We start from the raw sequence: 19,596 nt of genomic DNA, 5'->3' as shown, positions 1-19,596 counted from the left end.
CTCTGGACCTCATCAGATCCGACCGCTATACGGCACAAACCGTTCCGGCGTAGCTCAGCGGTAGAGCAGTTGACTGTTAATCAATTGGTCGTAGGTTCGATCCCTACCGCCGGAGCCAAAGATTTCAAGGGCTTGGAGATTACATCTCCAAGCCCTTTTCTTTTGTGAAGGCCGTCAGCCGGTGTCATGAGCCCTGAGACGCAGTACCAGCGGCACCATCGCCACCACAAGCACAGCGGCGACCAGAAACGGGGCACCGGGCAAATACCAGCCGGTCTCGCCGACAAACCGTTCAAACACCCCGGTAAGCACCAGCGGAGCCGCGACAGCAGCAACCGACGACAGCGAAGCGATGACGCCCTGAACCACACCCTGCTGATCCTCGCCAACCCGGTTGGCGGCAAATGCGGTGATCAGCGGCGGAGCCATATCTGACAGGGCGGCGATCGGCAGAAACACAATGATGACCCAGATGGCACTGGCAACGCCAAACCCGATCATGGAAATCACCGCCGCCACCATCGCGATGATCAGTGTTCTGAAATCCCCCAGGCGTTTGGTGAGCTGCGGCAGGATGCCCGCCTGTACCACGGCGATCAGAACACCATAGGCTGAAAGGGTCAGCCCGATGGTGAAGCCGTCCCAGCCAAACACCTCGCGGCCCCAGAAGGACCAGAGTGTCGGGTAGACCAGATTGGCAAACTCAAAGACAAAGATACAGATCAAGGGGATCGCCAGACCGGGGATGGCAAAGGCGCGAAGGAGGGTCGCGAAGGGGTTGATATCACGGCGGCCAAACGGGCGACGGTTCTCCGGCTTCAGGGATTCCGGCAGAATGATCAGCCCGAACAGCACGTTGACCGCCGAAAGGCCCGCAGCGATCCAGAAGGGCGCGCTGATGTGCAGCCCCGACGCCATGCCGCCAATTGCAGGCCCCAGTACAAAGCCGATACCAAAGGCGGCACCGATCATCCCAAAGGCAGCGCCGCGCTCTGCCGGTTTGGCGATATCCGATATATAGGCGGTCGCCGTGATATAAGTCGCCCCCGCCATCCCGGCGATGACCCGACCAACCAGCAGCATCCAATAGGTCTGGGCCAGCGCCATGATGACATAGTCGATCGTCAGGGTGACAAGCGCGAGGATCAGGATCGGCCGACGCCCATAGGCATCGGAGAGGCTGCCGACAATCGGGCCGAACAGAAACATGGCGGCGGCATAGGCCGACATCATGATGCCGCTCCACAACGCGCCTTCGGCGGTACTTTCGGCCCCCACTCTCAGCATCAGATCGGGCATGATCGGAAACACGATGCCAATGCCAATCGCATCAATCATCAATGTCGCAAGAATGAACAGAAAGGGGCCGGTCAACTTCATGGTGCTTGTCTTTTTTGATCTGAAACAGCGCCAACACGCGGCACAGCACTTAGTAGCTGAGGCGCGCGCGCAATGGGTAACCCTATTTCCGCAGCTTCGCGGCTTTTTGGCGCAGCGGTACAAAATGGCATCCTCGACGGCAGGCGGGCGACGTCAGCCTTCGGGAAATCTCACCTCGACCCGCAGTCCGCGTTGATCTGGTCCCGACATCAACGCCAGGTCAGCTTCGTGCAGGTCTGCAATCGCTTTTACCATGGCCAGCCCAAGCCCTGCCCCGACGGTGTTGCGGCTGCGATCGAGCCGGTAGAGCGGATCCAGCACGCGGCTGCGTTCAGCCTCGGGTATTCCCGGGCCAGTGTCGGTGACTGACAGCCTGCGACCGCTCAAGTCGATTGCAATGCTGGCCCCCTCGCCGGCGTGGCGGATTGCGTTCTCGATCAGATTTGCCAGAAGCTGCATGATCAGGCTGCGGTCCGCATTGATAGTGACGGCATCGCTGACGCGGCAGGACAGCTCTTGCCCGGCGTCCTGCGCCACCGCCTCGTATATTTCATGCACCTGCTCCACGACTGCCGCCAGTTCGACGGGTGCAAAACCGTCCCGCCGCCGCTGGCTCTGCATCCGCGCAATCCGCTGGATGGCGCCAAAGATGGCAATGATATCATCCATCTGCGCAATCGCGGCCTCTCTATGGGCGGCCTGATCCTCGGCGTCTTCCGCCTGATCGAGATGCAGCCGCAGACGTGTCAGTGGCGTGCGCAGATCATGCGCAATATTGGCAGAAAAATCAGACATCTGCCGCATCGAGGCCTGCAAACGTTCGGTGGCACCGTCAATCCGCGCAGCCAGTTCATCAATATCATCGCGGATCACCCGGGGCGCCAGCCGAAGATCAAGATTGCCATCGGCAATACGGTCAAACCCCGCGCCGATCCGGTTCAGACGTCGCTGTGCCCGGATCCCGAAGATCAATCCGATGACCAGCGCAGGCAGCGACAGGATGATGACGAAGATAAGGATGACGCCGGTAAAATCCGCGCCAAAGGCACTGACACCGGGCGCATAGACCAGAAGGCGACCATCCAGCACCGCACCGCTATAGATGCGCCAGCCGAGATCGGCGTCGCTGTCAAACTCCACATCGAAGCCCAGCTGGCGAGCGGTACCAGGGTTCCGCCCCGGCTGGTCAGAGGATATATCGTCCTCTTCGGCTTCATCCTCGATCAGCTCAAAGATCCGGTCCAGAGTTTCCAGTGCCTCAGGTTGAAACAGCTGTTCGCCCTCCAGAATATCAAACCCCGGCCTGTCAAAAGCTCCCCGCAGCACGGGGCCGAGAACCTTGCCATCTGCGCGCAGAACGGCATAGCCGACACCGCTGTCGGAAAACACTTCGGCAGTCACGATCTGATCGGGGAAGCGACCGGTGCGTGTCAGCCGATCGCTGATGCGCTGATATTCCTCCCGCATCGCTGCTTCCGTCTCGGCGCGGAATTCTTCGGTGATGACATCGTCAAGCAGCAGCCCGCCGATGGTCAGCAGAACCAGAAACGCCAGCGACAGGGCAATCGCCTGACGCAGGGCGCTCATCCGCAACAGGCTCTTTATGAAGGATCTAATCAAGGAACATATACCCGGACCCGCGCACGGTTTTGATGAACTCCGTTCCGAAGGGTTTTTCAATCTTGTTCCGCAAGCGGCTCATATGGGTTTCGACAACGCTGGTGGCGGGATCGAAATTAATGTCCCAGACCCGTTCAAGCAGCATGGCGCGGGTCTGGATCCGCCCCTTGGAACGCATCAGAACCTCCAGCAGGCGAAACTCCTTGGGGTTCAGCAAGACGGTCTGGCCATTGCAGGTACAGGTCTGGCTCAAGAGATCCAGCTCAAGCCCGCGATGAGAGAGCCGGGTCGTCATTTCTGCGGCCTCAGCCCGTCCGCGACGGCCCAGGGCGGTGATACGGGCCAGCAGCTCAGACATGGCGAAGGGTTTGCTGAGATAGTCGTCAGCACCGGCTTCCAGCCCCTCGACACGGTCCTCAACCGCGCCGAGCGCGGTGAGCAGGATCAAGGGGGTGGCAATCCGTGCAGAGCGCAGGGTTTTCAGCGCCGAAAGCCCGTCAAGATCCGGCGTCATCCTGTCAAAGATCAGGACATCATAATCGCGGGTTGTTGCAGCCAGCAGCGCCTCGCGACCATTCTCGATCCAGTCGACCACATGGCCCGCTGCCATGAGGCCCTTGACCGTCCAGGTGCCAATTTCAGGATCATCTTCGAGCAGGAGAATTCGCATCAGGACTCCGCCGGTTTCAGCATCGCGCCCAAGTGACCAAGCCGACCCCCTGGCGCTGCAATTGGGTGCAAGCTCGTTTCGGATGACCGGAGTTCAACGGATCACAATTAAGCTCCCCAAGGTTGAACCCGGCGCACCGGACGATCGGCCGTATCTGTCGACCGGCAAGTCGGCGACGGGATCTGGGCAGGGTTTCACGCCAACACACGATGCCCGCGCCCCTGCATGCAGCGGATAAGAATGGTGCGGCGCTGTTTGTCGCGTTCATTCTGCCCGTCAAGCGCCCCGATACCACCGCCGAGTGCAGCTCCGATCCATGCGTCATCGGCGCGGTCTCCATCCTCACTGTCTACCGCTCCGATGATGCCACCGATCGCCGCACCTTGAACAGCGCTGGATTTCAACGTTTTGTCTACATGTTGTTCGGCCAACGCACGGCAGGCGCCCAAATCGGAGTGAAACCCGACTTGCTGCGGCCCATCTAACAGGAGCGGTTCTTCATAGCTGTCGCCACAGGCTCCAAGGGCGACTGCCGCGAGGCAGCCAAGATATAGCTTTTTCATGAATGGTCTCCGGCCAGCCGCCTGATCTGTCTTTCTCGCGGCGGCAAGGATGGTCTAGGGAATACTTCGATAAGGCCGGAGCCCACGCTCCGGCCCGTCATCAGATCCGGACGAGGTAATCAGCCTTTGTGATCGTCATCCTCATCGTCGTCATCGTCGCAATCGCACTCATCATCTTCGAGTTCATCAATCAGGCTTGCGAAGTCCAGCCCGTCCTCGAACTCATCGTCCAACAGCTGCTGCATCATTTCGGGTGAGGCCGCGGTTTGGGTCGCGGTGTTCAGGATCGAGCCATCGGTGGCTGACACCACGATCTCTGTCAGGCTGGTCGGACTGGCGACAACCGCAACAAACACAGGCGAGTCGTGAAGGTCATCAAGGCTGATTTCCACCAGTCGGCCTTCGGCGTTTTCCAATGCTGTGCGCATGACCTGATCAAAGGTGACAGGCACGGCGAGCATATCCGCATAGGTCAGCTCGGCCTCTGCCACCTCGACCGGGGCCACCTCCGGCGCCTGCTGCGCGCGCAGGCTCTGTGCGGCAAAGCCACCTGCAATCAGGGTTGCGGTCATCACGATACGTGTCGTTGTCTTGGTGATCATCTTCCATTCCTCTCATCTATTGCGCCAGGGCGGTGGACGCCGTGTCTGGCTGATGAGACGAATATGCAGGTCCAGTCTTACAGGGTCTCTGCGCGGAGCTTACAATTCTGTAAGCTTAGGATTTTTTGGGCCACGGCATAGGATCTGTCGTGGCCCGAAGCTGTATTCCTTATATCTGGCAGAACCTTAGGCGAGGCTTGGCAGCCAGAGCACGATAGAAGGGAAAGCAACCAGCAAAGCGATGGTAATACCATCGGCAATGAAGAACGGCGTCACGCCCTTGAACACATCCTGCACCGTCAGATCGTCCCGCACACCCGCAACGACAAAGCAGTTGAGACCGATCGGGGGTGTGATCAGGCAGAACTCGGCCATTTTCACCACCAGAATACCAAACCAGATCGCACACATCGGCCCGGACATGCCAAATGTGCTTTCCGCCGCTGAAACGTATTCACCACCGTTAAGCGCCATCACCGCCGGATAGACCACCGGAAGCGTGAGCAGCAGCATACCGATGGCGTCCATGAACATGCCGAGCACCGCATAGGCCAGCAGGATGCAGATCAGGATCAGCATCGGCGACAGGGTGAGCGAGGTGATCCAGTCGGAAAACGCCGCCGGCAGTTCGGCAAAGCCAAGGAAGCGGACGTAGATCAGGACGCCCCAGATGATGGTAAAGATCATCACCGACAGTTTTGCGGTTTCCAGCAGCGCGTCCTTGAACTCCGCCCATCGCATCCCGCGATACAGCGCCATCAAAAACACCACGAAGGCCCCGATTGCGCCACCCTCTGTCGGGGTCCCCCAGGCATCGCCCCCAAAGGGGTTGTAGACAAACAAAATGATCGTCGCGACCACAAACAGGATCGGCAGCGCAGGCGGCAGCGAAACAAAGCGCTCGCGCCAGGTAAAGCCGGTGACAGCAGGGCCAAAGCCCTTGATCGTCATCGCCATGCCGATGATCAGCAAACCGTAAATCAGTGCCGAGAAGGCACCGGGGATAAAGCCTGCCAGCAGGAGCTTGCCCACGTCCTGTTCGACGATAATCGCGTAGATTACAAGGATCGCAGAGGGCGGGATCAGCGAGGCCAGCGTGCCGCCGGCCGCCACCACACCTGCGGCAAAGCGTTTGTCGTAACCGATTGCCAGCATCTCGGGGATCGCGATCCGGGCAAAGACGGCGGATGTCGCAACAGAGGCGCCAGAGACGGCGGCAAAGCCCGCCGTGGCAAAGACGGTCGACACCGCCAGCCCGCCCGGCACCCAGGCCAACCAGCGTTTTGCGGCCTCAAACAGCGCTTTGGTGAGGCCTGCGTAATAAGCGAGATAGCCGATCAGGATGAAGGTCGGAATGAGGCTCAGCGCCTGGCTTGAGACCTTGGAATGGGGCACCTGCCCTGCGGTCTTCACGGCGATGGTCAGCGCCTTCGTGAACCGCGCCGGATCATAGCCAAACTTGGCCCAGAAGATCCAGACAAGGCCGACCAGCCCAGCGAGACCGGCGGCAAAGGCCACCCGCATCCCCAAGAACACAGTTACCAGAAGAAAGCCGCTGACCCAGAGGCCAATTTCGATAGGTTCCATAGTCTGCCCCTTTAGTCGCGGTCACTGGCGGTGGTCGACACCCCGCCCAGATGTTCAGCCTCGGCCGCTGCCTGCTCTGCGGCGCTCTGCACCAGCGGAACCGCAGCCGGGCTGTCCAGCCCCAGAACCAGCGCGCGGCCATAGCCCCAGACCTGCAGCAACAGGCGCAGGCACAGCACGCCAAATGCGACCGGCGCCAGCAGCTTGGCCGGCCAGATCGGCAGACCGATATCGATGGAGCTGTCGCGGCTCCACAGGGGGGCGGCAAAATCGAAGGAGCGCTGGAAATGCGACCAGCTGCCCCAGAGCAGCGCCAACATCAGGGCCAGGATCAATAACACCGAGAACAGCTCAAACAGCCAGAGTGCACGCCCCCGCAGCGACGAGATCACCAGATCCATGCGAATATGGCTGCCGTCGCGCTGAACAAAGGAAATGCCCATAAAGGCGATCAGCGGCATCACCTGTTCGATCCAGTCCACATAGCCAGGTAGCGGCGCGTTGAAACCATTGCGCCCGCCAACCGAGACCACCGCAAGTACCATCAGCGAAAACACCGCAAGACCACTGACCAGGGCCAATCCGCGTTCCAGCCGCAGCAGACGCCTGTCCAAACTGCTGATCAGGCTGTCATCTACCAGCACCGCCGCACTGCCTGCCATCGTCTGCCCCCGTCATATCTACTTTGCAATCACGTAAGAAAGGGCCGGCGCAGCTCTGCCCGGCCCTTTCATCATTTGGATGAAAATCAGCTTCCCGAACGCAGGTCGCTCAGGGTTTTCTGCACCAGGTCATAAAGCTCCTGTGCAGGCAGTCCCTGCGCGCTCATGTCGGCGATCCACTGCTCGCGGATCGGATCGGCGGCAACCTTGCGGAATTCAGCCAGCTGATCCTCGGAGATGGTGACCTTCTCGACGCCTTTTTCGGCCAGAACACTGTCCCATTTCTCAAGCAGCACGCCATAGTTCGCAAGGTAATGGGCAATCGCCTCATCCACCGAGCTGTCCAGGGCTTCACGCTCGGCATCGCTCAGCGCGTCGTAGGCATCGGTGTTCACGACCACCGGGCAGTTCACGGTGCCGGGGTTGAGGTTTTCGGTCCACCAGTCGGCCTTGTTGATGGTGCCAAAGCTGAGATGCGCGTGCTGGGCAAAGGCAACGGTATCGACAACGCCGGATTCCATCGCGTTATAGGCTTCTGTTGCAGTCACGGATGTCGGCACCGCGCCCACGGCAGAAAATGCCTGACCGATGCCGCCGGTGGCGCGCACCCGCATATCCTTGAACTCACCCAGCTCATCGCGCGCCTCGCCGGTGCCGACGATATTGTACTGCGGCATGGGTGAAGTCATCAGCAGCTTGGCGTTCCAGCGCGCCAGATCCTTTTGTACGGCCGGATGTGCATAGACCGCATGGCTGACAGCGACTTCCTCTTCCAGCGTATTCACGCCAAGGAACGGCAGTTCCAGCACGGTGATCGACGGGTTCTTGTCGCGGTGGTAGCCCGCGCAGAACTGCGCCATCTCGAAGGCACCGATGGAAATCCCGTCAAGGTTTTCCTTGTTCTTCGACAGGCCACCATAGCTGATGTTCATGGTGAATTCGCCGCCGGTTTTCTCGGACACCAGCTCAGCCAGCTTTTCGACATGTTCGGTAAAGGCGCGGCGTTTGCCCCAGACAGAAACGTTCCATTCGGTGGCCGCAGCGCTGCCTGCAATGGACAGGCCGACAAGCGCCGCAGTTGCGGCGGTCAAATTGGTCTTCATGAGTACCTCCCAGTTTGTGCCCTTGTCCCTCTTGCGCCCCCCCCCTGCACCTTGGCGTCGCCGGGTGCCGGGCTTGCTGTGATCCTGCGATCACAGCCCTCAGGTCCGCAGAGTTGCGAGCATCTGGCACCACGCTAGCGCTAAGCCAGGGCGCTGCCAACCCCACAAGGCGCTGGTGCGCCATGGGCACAAAACCTGCCTGACAACCTGGCAGCGGTCCGCAGACGCGCCCGGCCCCATGGACCGACAGGCACCCGAGGGCGTCGTACCCTGGCACAGTTTGCCGCAGGCGATGGTGCCAGTCGGCGCCCGATGATAGCGCCAGCATCGCGCAGGCCGCTGATTTGCCAGCACGGGCGCTCCGGTCGATATTTACACCTAACATCATGATAAACAAAAGATTGATGTGCCAGCGCCGGAATAAGTTTACTACCTCAGACCAACCTCGGAAATAGATTTACAGGTAAATCCTTATTCCTCGGACACTTATTTCCTTATTTTCAAGCTTGGGTATTATCGCTGTGGAGGACGGAAAAGGTTTGACACATCTCGCTGTGCGCTGTGGTGTGCCATTCCGAGAACAGACTGGAGGGAGGGACACAAGATGACCCAGGAGAGCGACAGCAAAGCCTATGCGCCGTCGGAGGAGACGGTTGCACGCGCCCATGTCAACGCTGCACAATACGACGAGATGTACGCCGCTTCGATGCGGGATCCCGAGGGATTCTGGGGCGAACAGGGCAAGCGGATCGACTGGATCAAGCCCTTCAGCCAGGTGAAGGATGTGGATTTCACACTCGGCAATGTCTCGATCAACTGGTACGCGGACGGTACGTTGAACGTCTCCGCCAACTGTATCGATCGCCACCTGGACACCCGAGGCGATCAGACCGCGATCATCTGGGAACCGGATGATCCGGAAGAGCCTGCCCAGCATATCTCTTACAATCAGCTGCATACCCGTACCTGCCGGATGGCAAACATCCTGGAGACCATGGGCGTGCGCAAGGGCGACCGGGTGGTGATCTACCTGCCAATGATCCCCGAAGCGGCCTATGCCATGCTGGCCTGCGCCCGCATTGGCGCCATTCATTCCATCGTCTTTGCAGGCTTCTCCCCCGATGCGCTGGCGGCCCGGATCAACGGCTGCGACGCCAAGGTGATCATCACCGCCGACGAGGCGCCGCGCGGCGGCCGCAAGACCCCGCTGAAATCAAACGCCGACGCAGCCCTCTTGCACACAAAAGACACGGTGAAATGTCTCGTGGTGAAGCGCACCGGCGGTCAGACCACCTGGGTCGACGGGCGCGACTACGACTACAACGAAATGGCGCTGGAAGCGGATGACTACTGCAAACCGGCCGAGATGAATGCCGAGGATCCGCTGTTCATCCTCTACACATCCGGCTCAACCGGCCAGCCCAAGGGCGTGGTGCATACCACCGGCGGCTATCTGACCTATGCCGCGATGACCCACGAAATCACCTTCGATTACCACGACGGCGACATCTACTGGTGCACCGCGGACGTGGGCTGGGTCACCGGCCACAGCTATATCGTCTATGGCCCGTTGGCCAATGGCGCCACCACGCTGATGTTTGAGGGCGTGCCGACTTACCCGGATGCCTCGCGCTTCTGGCAGGTCTGCGACAAGCACAAGGTGACGCAGTTCTACACCGCACCCACCGCCCTGCGCGCCTTGATGGGTCAGGGCAATGAATGGGTCCAGAAATGCGATCTTTCCTCGCTGCGCACCCTCGGCACCGTCGGCGAGCCGATCAATCCGGAAGCCTGGACCTGGTACAATGATGTGGTCGGCAAGGGGAAATGCCCCATTGTCGACACTTGGTGGCAGACTGAAACCGGTGGCCATCTGATGACCCCCCTGCCCGGCGCCCATGCGACCAAACCGGGTGCTGCGATGAAACCCTTCTTTGGTGTGGCCCCCGTTGTTCTGGACCCGCAGTCCGGCGAGGAAATCGACGGCAATGGCGTCGAGGGCGTGCTCTGCATCAAGGACAGCTGGCCCGGCCAGATGCGCACCGTCTGGGGTGATCATGAGCGGTTCGAGAAAACCTATTTCTCCGACTACAAAGGCTATTACTTCACCGGCGACGGCTGCCGCCGCGATGCCGACGGCGATTACTGGATCACCGGTCGGGTCGATGACGTGATCAATGTCTCCGGCCACCGCATGGGCACCGCTGAGGTCGAAAGCGCGCTGGTGGCCCACGCCGCCGTGGCCGAGGCCGCCGTGGTTGGCTACCCGCATGAGATCAAGGGCCAGGGCATCTATTGCTATGTCACCCTGATGAACGACCGCGAGCCCTCGGATGAGTTGATGAAGGAGCTGCGCACCTGGGTGCGGACCGAGATCGGGCCGATTGCCAGCCCGGATGTGATCCAATGGGCGCCGGGTCTGCCAAAGACACGGTCAGGCAAGATCATGCGGCGTATCCTGCGCAAGATCGCCGAGAACGATTTCGGCTCGCTTGGTGACACTTCGACCCTCGCCGACCCTTCCGTGGTCGACGACCTCATTGCAAACCGGGCCGACAAAGGATGATTGCTGACATGGAGACTGATGTTCTAACCCGCCCTGCGGTTCTGATCCTGCTTGGACCGCCCGGCGCCGGCAAAGGCACCCAGGCGCGTAAACTGGAACAGAGCTTTGGCCTTGTCCAGCTATCCACCGGCGATCTGCTGCGGGCCGCCGTCGCTGCGGGCACTCCGGCGGGCCTAGCGGCAAAAGCCGTAATGGAGGCAGGCGAGCTGGTCAGCGACGAGATCGTGATCAACATCCTGCGTGACCGGCTGGCGGAACCGGATTGTGCAAAGGGCGTCATCCTGGATGGCTTCCCCCGCACGACGGTCCAGGCGGAGGCACTGGACAAGCTGCTGGCGGAAACCGGTCAGCGGATCAACGCCGCTGTCAGCCTGGAGGTGGACGATGCCGCAATGGTGGCGCGGGTTGCCGGACGGTATACCTGCGCAGGCTGTGGCGAAGGTTATCACGACCAGTATAAACAGCCACGCGTCGAGGGCACCTGTGACGCCTGTGGTGGCACCGAGATGACGCGTCGGGCGGACGACAATGCCGAAACCGTAGGCTGCCGTCTGGCCGCCTATCATGCTCAGACCGCGCCGCTCATCAGCTATTACGACGACAAAGATGTGTTGAACCGAATCGATGCCATGGGCGAGATCAACCAGATCGCGAACTCGCTGAGCAAAGTTGTACGTGCTGCAACCGCTTGACGAAGGTCAGCACCACGACGTTCAATCAAAGCGTGTTGTCGAAAAACATTAATTACCAGACAGGTCCGCAGAAATGTGGGCCTGTTTTCAATCCTCTCTGGCTTTTGAGGGGGTGCGTGCCACATTGGTAGCTGGTGGACATGGGCTTGTTCCCATGGCACCCAGCACAGAACTGAACCAAAGGCGCGCGAGATGTCCGAAACCAGCTTTATCCCCGGTCCCGACAGCCTGCGGGCCTACCGAGACGCCCTCGGGTGTTTCGGCACTGGCGTGACCGTGGTGACCACACGCACGGACCGTGGGCCGCTGGCAATCACAGCCAACAGCTTCACCTCGGTCTCGATGGATCCGCCACTGCTGCTCTGGTGTCCCGCCCGCGCGTCCAAACGCCACGATCCATTTGTTGCTGCCACCCATTTTTCGATTCATGTCATGGCCGAGGATCAATTGGACATGGCGATGCATTTTGCCCGCAACGGCGAAGATTTTTCCTGTATTCCAGCGCGAGACAATGACGAGGGAATACCCGTTCTGCCTGATGTCATTGCCCGATTTGATTGCCGCACCCATGCTTGCCACGACGGCGGCGATCATAGTATTCTTGTCGGCGCGGTGCTGCGTACTACCAGCCGCCCAGGAAAGGGTCTGATCTTCAAACGCGGCCAATACGGCGGGTTTATGGAGCAGAGCTAACTTCGGATCTCCGGATCTGTCGCCCCTCTGCACAGCCACGCCAAGGTCCTAGGACAGCGGATCTTCGCGCCGTTTTGCCATAAGTCCCGTCAAACGCGCCCAGTCAGGCCAATGCGCGCCCAGATCATTCAGCCGCAGCAGCGACGAACCCGTGCCGCCCCCCCGGTCTGTCCTCTCCCGGACAGTATGCCCGGACCAGTCAGCGCCGCCACCGCCCATCCAATCATCGGGATCGTCATGATCATCATCGTTCTCGGTCTTGCCCGATGCCGCTGCCTCAGTCGCCCGAGCAGCGCCCGGCGTATCGATGGTCGGCCCGGAACCGCAACTGGCCGTCTGCGGCGCCGTCTCCCCCGTTGCGGTTTCGGCCCCGCCAGACAGCCCATCCGACCAGAAGAAATCCGGCTGGGTCAGCGATACCGGCAGCCGGTCCCGCTTCAGCTCCAGCCGTGGCACCAATCTGATCGCATTCTGGCGGCACACCGATACGCATAGCCCGCATTGCATGCAGTCCGCCTCTATGAAGTCCAGCCCGCCTCCGTTCTCCGCTCCGATCAGCGCATTGGTGGGGCACATCCAGGTGCAGGCCTGACAGAGGGTGCAATCCCCAGTCAGCTCGATCCCGCCATATGGGGCGTCCTGCGGCAACGCGATGACATCAGTGTCTTGCGACAGGGTCACACTGGCAAAGAGCTGCAGCGCCTCGCGCCGACGGCGCGGCTTGGCCTTGCTCTCGGTGTCGACACACCGGTGCTCCATCACCGGCAGCTGCGCAATACCTTCCGCCAGCAGCTGCTCCAGATGCGCCGCCGAATGGAACAGGACCACCCGCCCCTCAAGCCCCAGACAAGCGGCCAGCTCCATCTCCCGCAGTTGCGCCAGACGCGCGTTCTCTTCAATTGCGGATTCCAGCAGCACCCAGTCAAACCCGTCGGAAATCGCGTGTAAGAGATCCGCGTGACCAGCGCGTTCCAGACCGCTGGTGGCGGCAGCTGTGACATCCATACCCGCAATCGGGGGATGGTTCTTCAACCAGGATAGCTGCTCCACTGCGCGGGCATCATACATCACCAGCACCTGATCGGAGCGCGGCGCCGATGCTCCCAACCGCGAATGCTGCTGACGCCGCCGCACCGCCGCCTCACAGAGATCTGCCAGTGGCCAGCGCACCTGGCTTTCGGGGTTATACCGTCGATAGGAGGCACCGGGATGCGACACCCGGACCGCAGTCCGCAGATCAGCCATTTCGCGCACATTGGGTTGAGAGCGCAGGCAGAGTTGCACATTTTCCCAGACAGTCATGGCCTCTCCCTTCAGATTGAGAACCAAACCACAGCCGAAAATCCCCATCGTTTGATGAGATGAGGCTAACATGGAAATTCGACCTGTAACGTGTAATCGAAAATAAGACTCAACTTTTAACTGTCATTTATTCTGAAAGATCCGCCCTATCCGATCGGCGGTCACGCCGTTTCTGTCGGCGTCAACAGCTGCTGAAGGGACAGGGAAATGGGCCACCCGCCCACAGACCGGGCGCAACTGGTGCAGAACCAGCTGCCGCACCGGCTGCGGCGCAACAACGACGGCAGGGTCACAGACCTGTCTCCACCATCTGACGAATCTTTACTGCCTTTTCAAAATGGTCCAGCTGATGATGCTTGATCCACCATTCTGCCGCCTCCATCAGCGCCTCGGGATCGTCATTCCGATTGGCAAAAAACGCATAGAAGGAAAGGCCAACGCCATCCCCCTTTTTCGCGATCTTGTCGTTGCAGACGGCGATGATCTTTGCCCTCAAACTGTCTCTCATAAGATGCTTCCGCCCCCACCGCTGGCCTGCCGAGACAGGCGAGGATCACAGCGCCCCATAGCGCGCCTGTGCGCAATACAATAGAAAAGCCCCCGCCCGCAGAACAGCGGACAGGGGCCAGATCACTGCACTAAAGCTCAGTTCAGCGCGGCATCGGTGATGGCATGGGTCCAGGCGCCTTCCGGCTCCTTGGTGATCACCGGGCTTGAGCCGCCATCAAGCAGCGTCTTCACCGTGCGCTGGTAATCAGCCTCGCTCAATGCGCCGTTGCTGCCAGCTGTCAGCTTGGCGACTTCCGACATCATCCGCTTCTGATGCTCTTCGGTCTGCGCGCCCGAGGCATCATTGTCCAGGACGATCTCTGCTGCGGCGTCCGGGTTCTCCTCAGCCCATTTCCAGCCCTTCATGGAGGCCCGGACAAAACGCTGCATCTTGTCGACAAAGGCCGGATCAGAAAGCTTGTCTTCGAGAACGTAAAGACCATCCTCAAGCGTTGCTACGCCCTGATCCTCATATTTGAAGGTAATCAACTCATCCGGCGACACGCCGGCATCAATCACCTGCCAATACTCATTGTAGGTCATGGTCGAAATGCAGTCGGCCTGACGCTGCAGCAGCGGATCGACATTGAAGCCCTGTTTCAGAACCTCGACGCCCTTCTCACCCTTGCCCTCGGTGGAAATCCCGAGCTGGCTCATCCAGCTCATGAAGGGGAATTCATTGCCAAAGAACCATACCCCCAGCGTACGATTTGCCAGATCTTCAGGCGCTGCGATGCCAGTGTCCTTCCAACATGTCAGCATCATGCCCGAGCTTTTGTAGGGTTGCGCGATATTGACCAGTGGCAAGCCCTTTTCACGCGCCGCAAGCGCGGCCGGCATCCACTCGACCGTGACATCCGCACCGCCGCCTGCAATCACCTGCGTCGGCGCAATATCGGGACCGCCGGGCAGAATGGTCACATCGAGATTCTCGGCCTCGTAGAACCCCTGATCCAGCGCGACATAATAGCCCGCGAACTGGGCCTGCGTGACCCATTTCAGTTGCAGCTTCACCTCATCGGCAGCCTGCGCAACCGATGCCGTTCCCAGCGCCAATGCGGCGGCGGTCAGCAGTGTTTTCATCTGTCTTCTCCCTGTTGTTATGTCTGTTGTTCTTTGCGAATTCTGCGCGAATTTCCCTGTGTCTCCAAAGGTTTTTTCCAGTTTTTACGGGGCCGGGCAACGACGGCCCGCCCCCGCCTATCCCCGTTGCGACGGGTGCCAGAAAGTAAGCGTTTTCTCAACCAAAGCCATCATGCCGTAGAATGCCGACCCCGCCAATGCAGCCACCAGGATTTCGGCCCAGACCATGTCCAGCGCCAGCTGTCCGACCGAGGTCGAGATCCGAAACCCCATCCCCACCGTCGGCGAGCCAAAGAACTCCGCCACAATGGCCCCCACCAGGGCCAGCGTGGTTGAAATCTTCAGACCATTGAAGATGAAGGGCAGCGCCGCAGGCAGGCGCAGTTTGAAGAACCCCTGCCAGTAGCTCGCCGCATAAGTCTGCATGAGATCGCGTTGCATGGCCGAGGTTTCCCGCAGCCCGGCAACGGTGTTCACCAGAACCGGGAAAAACACCATCACCACCACAACGGCCGCTTTTGACTGCCAGTCAAAGCCGAACCACATCACCAGAATCGGTGCGGTGCCGACAATCGGCAGCGCGGCCACAAAATTGCCAACCGGGAGCAATCCCCGCCGGAGGAAGTCACTGCGGTCCACCGCAATGGCCATCAAAAGCGCCGCGACGCAGCCGATGATATACCCAGACAGCGCCCCTTTGAGAATGGTCTGCTGAAAATCCTGCCAGAGAATGGGCAGGCTGGTCGCAAACCGCTCCGCAATGACCGAAGGCGCAGGCAGGATCACCAGCGAAACCGCAAGCCCCCGCACCAGAAGCTCCCAAACGACAAGAAGCGTCACGCCAAAAATTGCCGGGACAAGCAGCTTCACACCACGGGTATGGGCGCGTGGACCATTGGCCAGACGGCTGTTCAGCCACCAGCCTCCACACCAGACCAGCAGCGCAATCGCAACCATCGTCATGATCTGATCCCCTTGTTCTTCTGGCCGAAAATATCCCGGGTGAGCCGCGCAGCGGCGAGGGCAGAGCCCTTGGCCCAAACATCAATCATACGGTCACCCCCATCCGTTTCAGCACCAGCCGTTCGATCAGTCCCAAGAATGCAACCAACGCGGCGGCCAAGATCGCAGCCGCAAAGAGCGCCGACCAGATCTGCACGGTCTGCCCATAGTAGCTCCCCGCCAGAAGCCGCGCGCCTAGGCCCGCAACGGCGCCCGTTGGCAACTCCCCGACGATGGCCCCGACCAGCGATGCGGCAATGCCGATCTTGAGGGAGGCAAAAAGATAGGGAATCGAGGCAGGCAACCGCAGCTTCCAGAACCCCTGCCCGACACTCGCATTGTAGGTCTTCAGCAGGTCAAGCTGCATCTGGTCCGGGCTACGCAAGCCTTTCACCATCCCCACAACAACCGGGAAAAAACTCAGATAGGCCGAGATCACCGCCTTTGGCAGGATTCCCTGTACCCCGATGGAATAAAGAACCACGATGATCATCGGTGCCAGTGCAATAATCGGGATGGTTTGGCTGACGATGGCCCATGGCATCACCGACATATCCATCACCCGGCTGTGTACGATTCCAACCGCCAGAAGAATGCCCAACCCAGTGCCGATCACAAAGCCGAGAAGCGTCGCCGACAGCGTCACCTGACCGTGATAAATCAGACTGCGCTTTGAGGTGATCCTCTTCTCAACCGTGGTCTCCCAAAGCTCCACCGCCACCTGATGAGGAGCCGGCAGTCGGGGCCGGTCCTGCGACCAAACCTGTGTCACCACAGCGGGGTTGCCAAAAACCAGCCCAAACGCCGCCATATCTCGCCGCTCACGCGCGGTGGCCGGTGTCACCTCGGCACCCGCGCGTTCAGCAGCGTCCAGAACTCCCTTGATGTTCATCGGCACACAGGCCGCGTACCAGATCGCGGTTATCGCAGCGAGAACACTTAATATAGCAAGTGCGGTTTTCATGATCCTGCCCCTCCGGACCCAGCGCTCCGCGACCCCCTGTTTCTTCCACGAAAATGTCCCGGAAAATTGGAATCTTCCGGTGCCCTGCCCCGCAAACAGACCACATCAGTCATCGGCATGCCCCGCTCGCAGACCGTCACGAACACGATGCGCAATCTCGATGAACTCCGGGCTGTCGCGAATATCCAGCGGTCGGTCCTTTGGCAGCGGGCTGTCAATCACGTCATGGATCCGTCCGGGTCGCGGCGACATGACCACAATCTTGGTCGACAGATAGACCGCCTCCGGGATCGAGTGGGTGACAAAGCCGATGGTCTTGTTGGTGCGCGCCCAAAGCTTCAAGAGCTGCTCATTCAGGTGGTCGCGCACAATCTCGTCCAGCGCCCCAAAGGGTTCATCCATCAGGAGGATATCCGCATCAAAGGCGAGCGCCCGCGCGATCGAGGCCCGCTGCTGCATACCGCCCGACAGCTGCCAAGGGTATTTGCCGCCAAACCCGGTGAGTTCCACGAGGTCCAGAACCCGTTCGACCCGCTTGTCCTGCTCCGCCCTTGAGTAGCCCATGATCTCCAGCGGCAGCTTGATGTTCTTGGCGATGGTTCGCCACGGATAGAGCCCGGCCGCCTGGAACACATAGCCATAGGCCCGCTTGCGCCGCGCTTCATCGGGGGTCATGCCATTGACGCTGAGACTGCCACCGGTGGGCTGTTCCAGCGCCGCGATGCAGCGCAGGAAAGTTGTCTTGCCGCAGCCGGACGGCCCGATAAAAGAGACAAAGTCGCCGCGATTGATCTCCAGGCTGACATTCTTCAGCGCGTGCACGGGCCCGTCATTGGTCTGAAACGTCAGATCGAGCGCCTTCGCCTCTATGACAGGGCCAAGCGGGGTGATGTCGGAAGCGGCGGCCTGGGAGTTGAGCGCCTGGGTGGTCGTTTCCATGTTCATTTCTTCGCCTTGATTACACACAGGAAAACGGGCCGCCATAGCTGGCAGCCCGTCCCTGGATTACACACCTGTTGCCGGAATTCCCGACCGCTCCACCGGGCGCGGCGCCGTCAGCTCCTTCCAGGTCGACAGCGCCTTGTTCACAGTGGCATTGGCCTCGCGGGCGACGAACTTGCCATGGCCCTCCTGACAGCGGATCTCTCCGTCATGCACTGCCACATGGCCACGGGTCAGGGTAAAGCGCGGCAATCCCTTCACCTCATGTCCCTCGAACACGTTATAGTCGATCGCCGACTGCTGGCTGGCCGCGGAAATCGTCTTGCGCTTCTCCGGATCCCAGACCACCAGGTCGGCATCAGCGCCAACCAGAACCGCGCCCTTTTTCGGATAGCAATTCAGGATCTTGGCAATATTGGTCGAGGTGACGGCCACAAATTCATTCGGGGTCAGTCGGCCGGTTTCGACGCCGTGGGTCCATAGCATCGGCATCCGGTCTTCCAACCCGCCGGTACCATTGGGAATCTTGGTGAAATCGCCAACGCCATAGCGTTTCTGCTCGGTGGTAAAGGCACAGTGGTCCGTCGCCACCACCGACAAGGAGCCCGACTGCAAGCCGTTCCAGAGCGAGTCCTGATGCTGCTTGTTGCGGAACGGCGGCGACATCACCCGGCGCGCGGCGTGGTCCCAGTCCGTATTGAAATACTCGCTCTCATCGAGCGTCAGATGCTGGATCAGCGGCTCGCCCCAGACGCGCTTGCCCTGCATGCGGGCCCGGCGAATGGCCTCGTGGCTGTCCTCGCAGGAGGTATGGACCACATAGAGCGGCACGCCAGCCATGTCGGCAATCATGATGGCGCGGTTGGTGGCTTCGCCCTCCACCTGTGGCGGGCGCGAATAGGCGTGTGCTTCGGGGCCGGTGTTGCCTTCTGCCAACAGCTTGGCCGACAGCTCCGCCACCACATCGCCGTTTTCAGCATGCACCATGGCGATGCCGCCAAGCTCAGCCAGCCGCTGGAAGGAGGCATAGAGCTCGTCATCATTCACCATCAGCGCGCCCTTATAAGCCATGAAGTGCTTGAACGTGTTGATGCCGCGCTCCTGGATCACGGTCTTGATGTCGTCGAAGACCTGCTCGCCCCACCAGGTCACCGCCATGTGGAAAGAGTAGTCGCAGTTGGCGCGGGTCGATTTATTGTCCCAGCGTTTCAGCGCGTCCAGCAGGCTCTCGCCTGGATTCGGCAGCGCAAAATCCACCACCATGGTGGTGCCCCCCGCCAGCCCGGCCCGGGTGCCGCTTTCAAAATCATCCGAGGAATATGTCCCCATAAAGGGCATTTCGAGATGCGTATGCGGGTCAATCCCCCCCGGCATCACATAACAGCCGGTGGCGTCCAGCTCCTCGTCGCCTTTCAGGTTCGGGCCAATCTCGGTGATCACCCCGTTCTCGATCAGCACATCCGCTTTATAGGTCAGATCGGCCGTCACGACGGTGCCGTTCTTGATGACTCTACTCATGGTAACAACTCCCTGGATTGGGGCGTGTTTCTACGCCTCCGCGTGTTCTTTAAGAACAGGTGCCCTGTTCCTCTGGTTGTTCTTCTGGCCGGAAATAT

General features: G+C 60.2%; 18 protein-coding genes and 1 tRNA gene. 4 read left to right on the top strand and 15 right to left on the bottom strand.

Features of this window, described 5'->3' with window-relative positions; genetic code table 11:
* Positions 1-43: 43 nt before the first annotated feature.
* Positions 44-118, top strand: a tRNA-Asn gene (locus VXL81_RS04220).
* Positions 119-174: 56 nt separating this feature from the next.
* Here the strand turns inward: VXL81_RS04220 and VXL81_RS04215 are convergent.
* The 8 genes from VXL81_RS04215 to VXL81_RS04180 all read right to left on the bottom strand — a co-directional run bounded on the left by VXL81_RS04215 (position 175) and on the right by VXL81_RS04180 (position 8,187).
* Positions 175-1,380 (bottom strand): MFS transporter, encoded by a 1,206-nt coding sequence (locus VXL81_RS04215; RefSeq protein WP_416553061.1) that lies wholly within the window; start codon positions 1,378-1,380, stop codon positions 175-177.
* A gap of 153 nt (positions 1,381-1,533) precedes the next feature.
* Positions 1,534-2,967: a sensor histidine kinase gene (locus VXL81_RS04210; RefSeq protein ID WP_416553059.1), complete on the bottom strand. Its 1,434-nt coding sequence runs from the start codon at positions 2,965-2,967 to the stop codon at positions 1,534-1,536.
* 25 nt (positions 2,968-2,992) lie between these two features.
* Positions 2,993-3,670 (bottom strand): response regulator transcription factor, encoded by a 678-nt coding sequence (locus VXL81_RS04205; RefSeq protein WP_416536140.1) that lies wholly within the window; start codon positions 3,668-3,670, stop codon positions 2,993-2,995.
* 194 nt (positions 3,671-3,864) lie between these two features.
* Positions 3,865-4,233 carry a glycine zipper family protein gene (locus tag VXL81_RS04200; protein WP_416553057.1) on the bottom strand — a complete coding sequence of 123 codons (369 nt, stop codon included), beginning with the start codon at positions 4,231-4,233 and terminating at the stop codon, positions 3,865-3,867.
* 119 nt (positions 4,234-4,352) lie between these two features.
* The gene (locus VXL81_RS04195; RefSeq protein ID WP_416553055.1) at positions 4,353-4,835 is read right to left on the bottom strand and encodes a hypothetical protein; all 483 of its coding nucleotides are present in this window, start codon (positions 4,833-4,835) and stop codon (positions 4,353-4,355) included.
* A 186-nt stretch (positions 4,836-5,021) separates the two neighbouring features.
* On the bottom strand, positions 5,022-6,422 hold the full coding sequence (locus tag VXL81_RS04190) for a TRAP transporter large permease (RefSeq protein WP_340545353.1): 1,401 nt from the start codon (positions 6,420-6,422) through the stop codon (positions 5,022-5,024).
* Positions 6,423-6,433: 11 nt separating this feature from the next.
* Positions 6,434-7,084 (bottom strand): TRAP transporter small permease subunit, encoded by a 651-nt coding sequence (locus VXL81_RS04185; RefSeq protein ID WP_340545352.1) that lies wholly within the window; start codon positions 7,082-7,084, stop codon positions 6,434-6,436.
* An 86-nt stretch (positions 7,085-7,170) separates the two neighbouring features.
* Positions 7,171-8,187, bottom strand: a complete 1,017-nt coding sequence (locus VXL81_RS04180) for a C4-dicarboxylate TRAP transporter substrate-binding protein (RefSeq protein WP_340545351.1) — start codon at positions 8,185-8,187, stop codon at positions 7,171-7,173.
* Positions 8,188-8,791: 604 nt separating this feature from the next.
* Here VXL81_RS04180 and acs point away from each other — a divergent pair.
* The 3 genes from acs (at position 8,792) to VXL81_RS04165 (ending at position 12,138) form a co-directional block, all read left to right on the top strand.
* Positions 8,792-10,753, top strand: coding sequence for an acetate--CoA ligase (gene acs, locus VXL81_RS04175; RefSeq protein ID WP_416553053.1), 1,962 nt, complete (start codon positions 8,792-8,794; stop codon positions 10,751-10,753).
* Positions 10,754-10,761: 8 nt separating this feature from the next.
* Complete coding sequence (locus VXL81_RS04170) at positions 10,762-11,445, top strand: adenylate kinase (RefSeq protein ID WP_416553051.1); 684 nt, start codon at positions 10,762-10,764, stop codon at positions 11,443-11,445.
* 192 nt (positions 11,446-11,637) lie between these two features.
* Complete coding sequence (locus VXL81_RS04165) at positions 11,638-12,138, top strand: flavin reductase family protein (RefSeq protein WP_340545348.1); 501 nt, start codon at positions 11,638-11,640, stop codon at positions 12,136-12,138.
* A 48-nt stretch (positions 12,139-12,186) separates the two neighbouring features.
* Here the strand turns inward: VXL81_RS04165 and VXL81_RS04160 are convergent, their stop codons facing one another.
* From VXL81_RS04160 to hydA, 7 genes are all read right to left on the bottom strand, one after another.
* Positions 12,187-13,440 (bottom strand): 4Fe-4S binding protein, encoded by a 1,254-nt coding sequence (locus VXL81_RS04160; protein ID WP_416536152.1) that lies wholly within the window; start codon positions 13,438-13,440, stop codon positions 12,187-12,189.
* A 289-nt stretch (positions 13,441-13,729) separates the two neighbouring features.
* Positions 13,730-13,948, bottom strand: coding sequence for a DUF6500 family protein (locus tag VXL81_RS04155; protein WP_340545346.1), 219 nt, complete (start codon positions 13,946-13,948; stop codon positions 13,730-13,732).
* A 137-nt stretch (positions 13,949-14,085) separates the two neighbouring features.
* Positions 14,086-15,072 (bottom strand): ABC transporter substrate-binding protein, encoded by a 987-nt coding sequence (locus VXL81_RS04150; protein ID WP_416553049.1) that lies wholly within the window; start codon positions 15,070-15,072, stop codon positions 14,086-14,088.
* Between the two features lie 117 nt (positions 15,073-15,189).
* Entirely contained in the window at positions 15,190-16,035 is an 846-nt protein-coding gene (locus tag VXL81_RS04145; RefSeq protein WP_340545344.1) for an ABC transporter permease, read from the bottom strand.
* Between the two features lie 85 nt (positions 16,036-16,120).
* A complete protein-coding gene (locus VXL81_RS04140) occupies positions 16,121-17,038 on the bottom strand; it encodes an ABC transporter permease (protein ID WP_340545343.1) in 918 nt (305 codons plus the stop codon).
* 105 nt (positions 17,039-17,143) lie between these two features.
* A complete protein-coding gene (locus VXL81_RS04135) occupies positions 17,144-17,983 on the bottom strand; it encodes an ABC transporter ATP-binding protein (RefSeq protein WP_416553047.1) in 840 nt (279 codons plus the stop codon).
* A gap of 60 nt (positions 17,984-18,043) precedes the next feature.
* Positions 18,044-19,498, bottom strand: coding sequence for a dihydropyrimidinase (gene hydA, locus VXL81_RS04130; protein WP_416540294.1), 1,455 nt, complete (start codon positions 19,496-19,498; stop codon positions 18,044-18,046).
* Positions 19,499-19,596: the final 98 nt, after the last annotated feature.

Source organism: Phaeobacter sp. JH204B (assembly GCF_048055755.1).
In the GTDB taxonomy this organism is placed as follows: domain Bacteria; phylum Pseudomonadota; class Alphaproteobacteria; order Rhodobacterales; family Rhodobacteraceae; genus Phaeobacter; species Phaeobacter bryozoorum.
This window is presented reverse-complemented; position numbering and strand designations above follow the sequence as displayed.

Coding starts and splice junctions, on each gene's coding strand:
- VXL81_RS04215 (WP_416553061.1), bottom strand. CDS start 1,380: ATGAAGTTGACCGGCCCCTTTCTGTTCATTCTTGCGACATTGATGATT.
- VXL81_RS04210 (WP_416553059.1), bottom strand. CDS start 2,967: ATGAGCGCCCTGCGTCAGGCGATTGCCCTGTCGCTGGCGTTTCTGGTT.
- VXL81_RS04205 (WP_416536140.1), bottom strand. CDS start 3,670: ATGCGAATTCTCCTGCTCGAAGATGATCCTGAAATTGGCACCTGGACG.
- VXL81_RS04200 (WP_416553057.1), bottom strand. CDS start 4,233: ATGAAAAAGCTATATCTTGGCTGCCTCGCGGCAGTCGCCCTTGGAGCC.
- VXL81_RS04195 (WP_416553055.1), bottom strand. CDS start 4,835: ATGATCACCAAGACAACGACACGTATCGTGATGACCGCAACCCTGATT.
- VXL81_RS04190 (WP_340545353.1), bottom strand. CDS start 6,422: ATGGAACCTATCGAAATTGGCCTCTGGGTCAGCGGCTTTCTTCTGGTA.
- VXL81_RS04185 (WP_340545352.1), bottom strand. CDS start 7,084: ATGGCAGGCAGTGCGGCGGTGCTGGTAGATGACAGCCTGATCAGCAGT.
- VXL81_RS04180 (WP_340545351.1), bottom strand. CDS start 8,187: ATGAAGACCAATTTGACCGCCGCAACTGCGGCGCTTGTCGGCCTGTCC.
- acs (WP_416553053.1), top strand. CDS start 8,792: ATGACCCAGGAGAGCGACAGCAAAGCCTATGCGCCGTCGGAGGAGACG.
- VXL81_RS04170 (WP_416553051.1), top strand. CDS start 10,762: ATGGAGACTGATGTTCTAACCCGCCCTGCGGTTCTGATCCTGCTTGGA.
- VXL81_RS04165 (WP_340545348.1), top strand. CDS start 11,638: ATGTCCGAAACCAGCTTTATCCCCGGTCCCGACAGCCTGCGGGCCTAC.
- VXL81_RS04160 (WP_416536152.1), bottom strand. CDS start 13,440: ATGACTGTCTGGGAAAATGTGCAACTCTGCCTGCGCTCTCAACCCAAT.
- VXL81_RS04155 (WP_340545346.1), bottom strand. CDS start 13,948: ATGAGAGACAGTTTGAGGGCAAAGATCATCGCCGTCTGCAACGACAAG.
- VXL81_RS04150 (WP_416553049.1), bottom strand. CDS start 15,072: ATGAAAACACTGCTGACCGCCGCCGCATTGGCGCTGGGAACGGCATCG.
- VXL81_RS04145 (WP_340545344.1), bottom strand. CDS start 16,035: ATGACGATGGTTGCGATTGCGCTGCTGGTCTGGTGTGGAGGCTGGTGG.
- VXL81_RS04140 (WP_340545343.1), bottom strand. CDS start 17,038: ATGAAAACCGCACTTGCTATATTAAGTGTTCTCGCTGCGATAACCGCG.
- VXL81_RS04135 (WP_416553047.1), bottom strand. CDS start 17,983: ATGAACATGGAAACGACCACCCAGGCGCTCAACTCCCAGGCCGCCGCT.
- hydA (WP_416540294.1), bottom strand. CDS start 19,498: ATGAGTAGAGTCATCAAGAACGGCACCGTCGTGACGGCCGATCTGACC.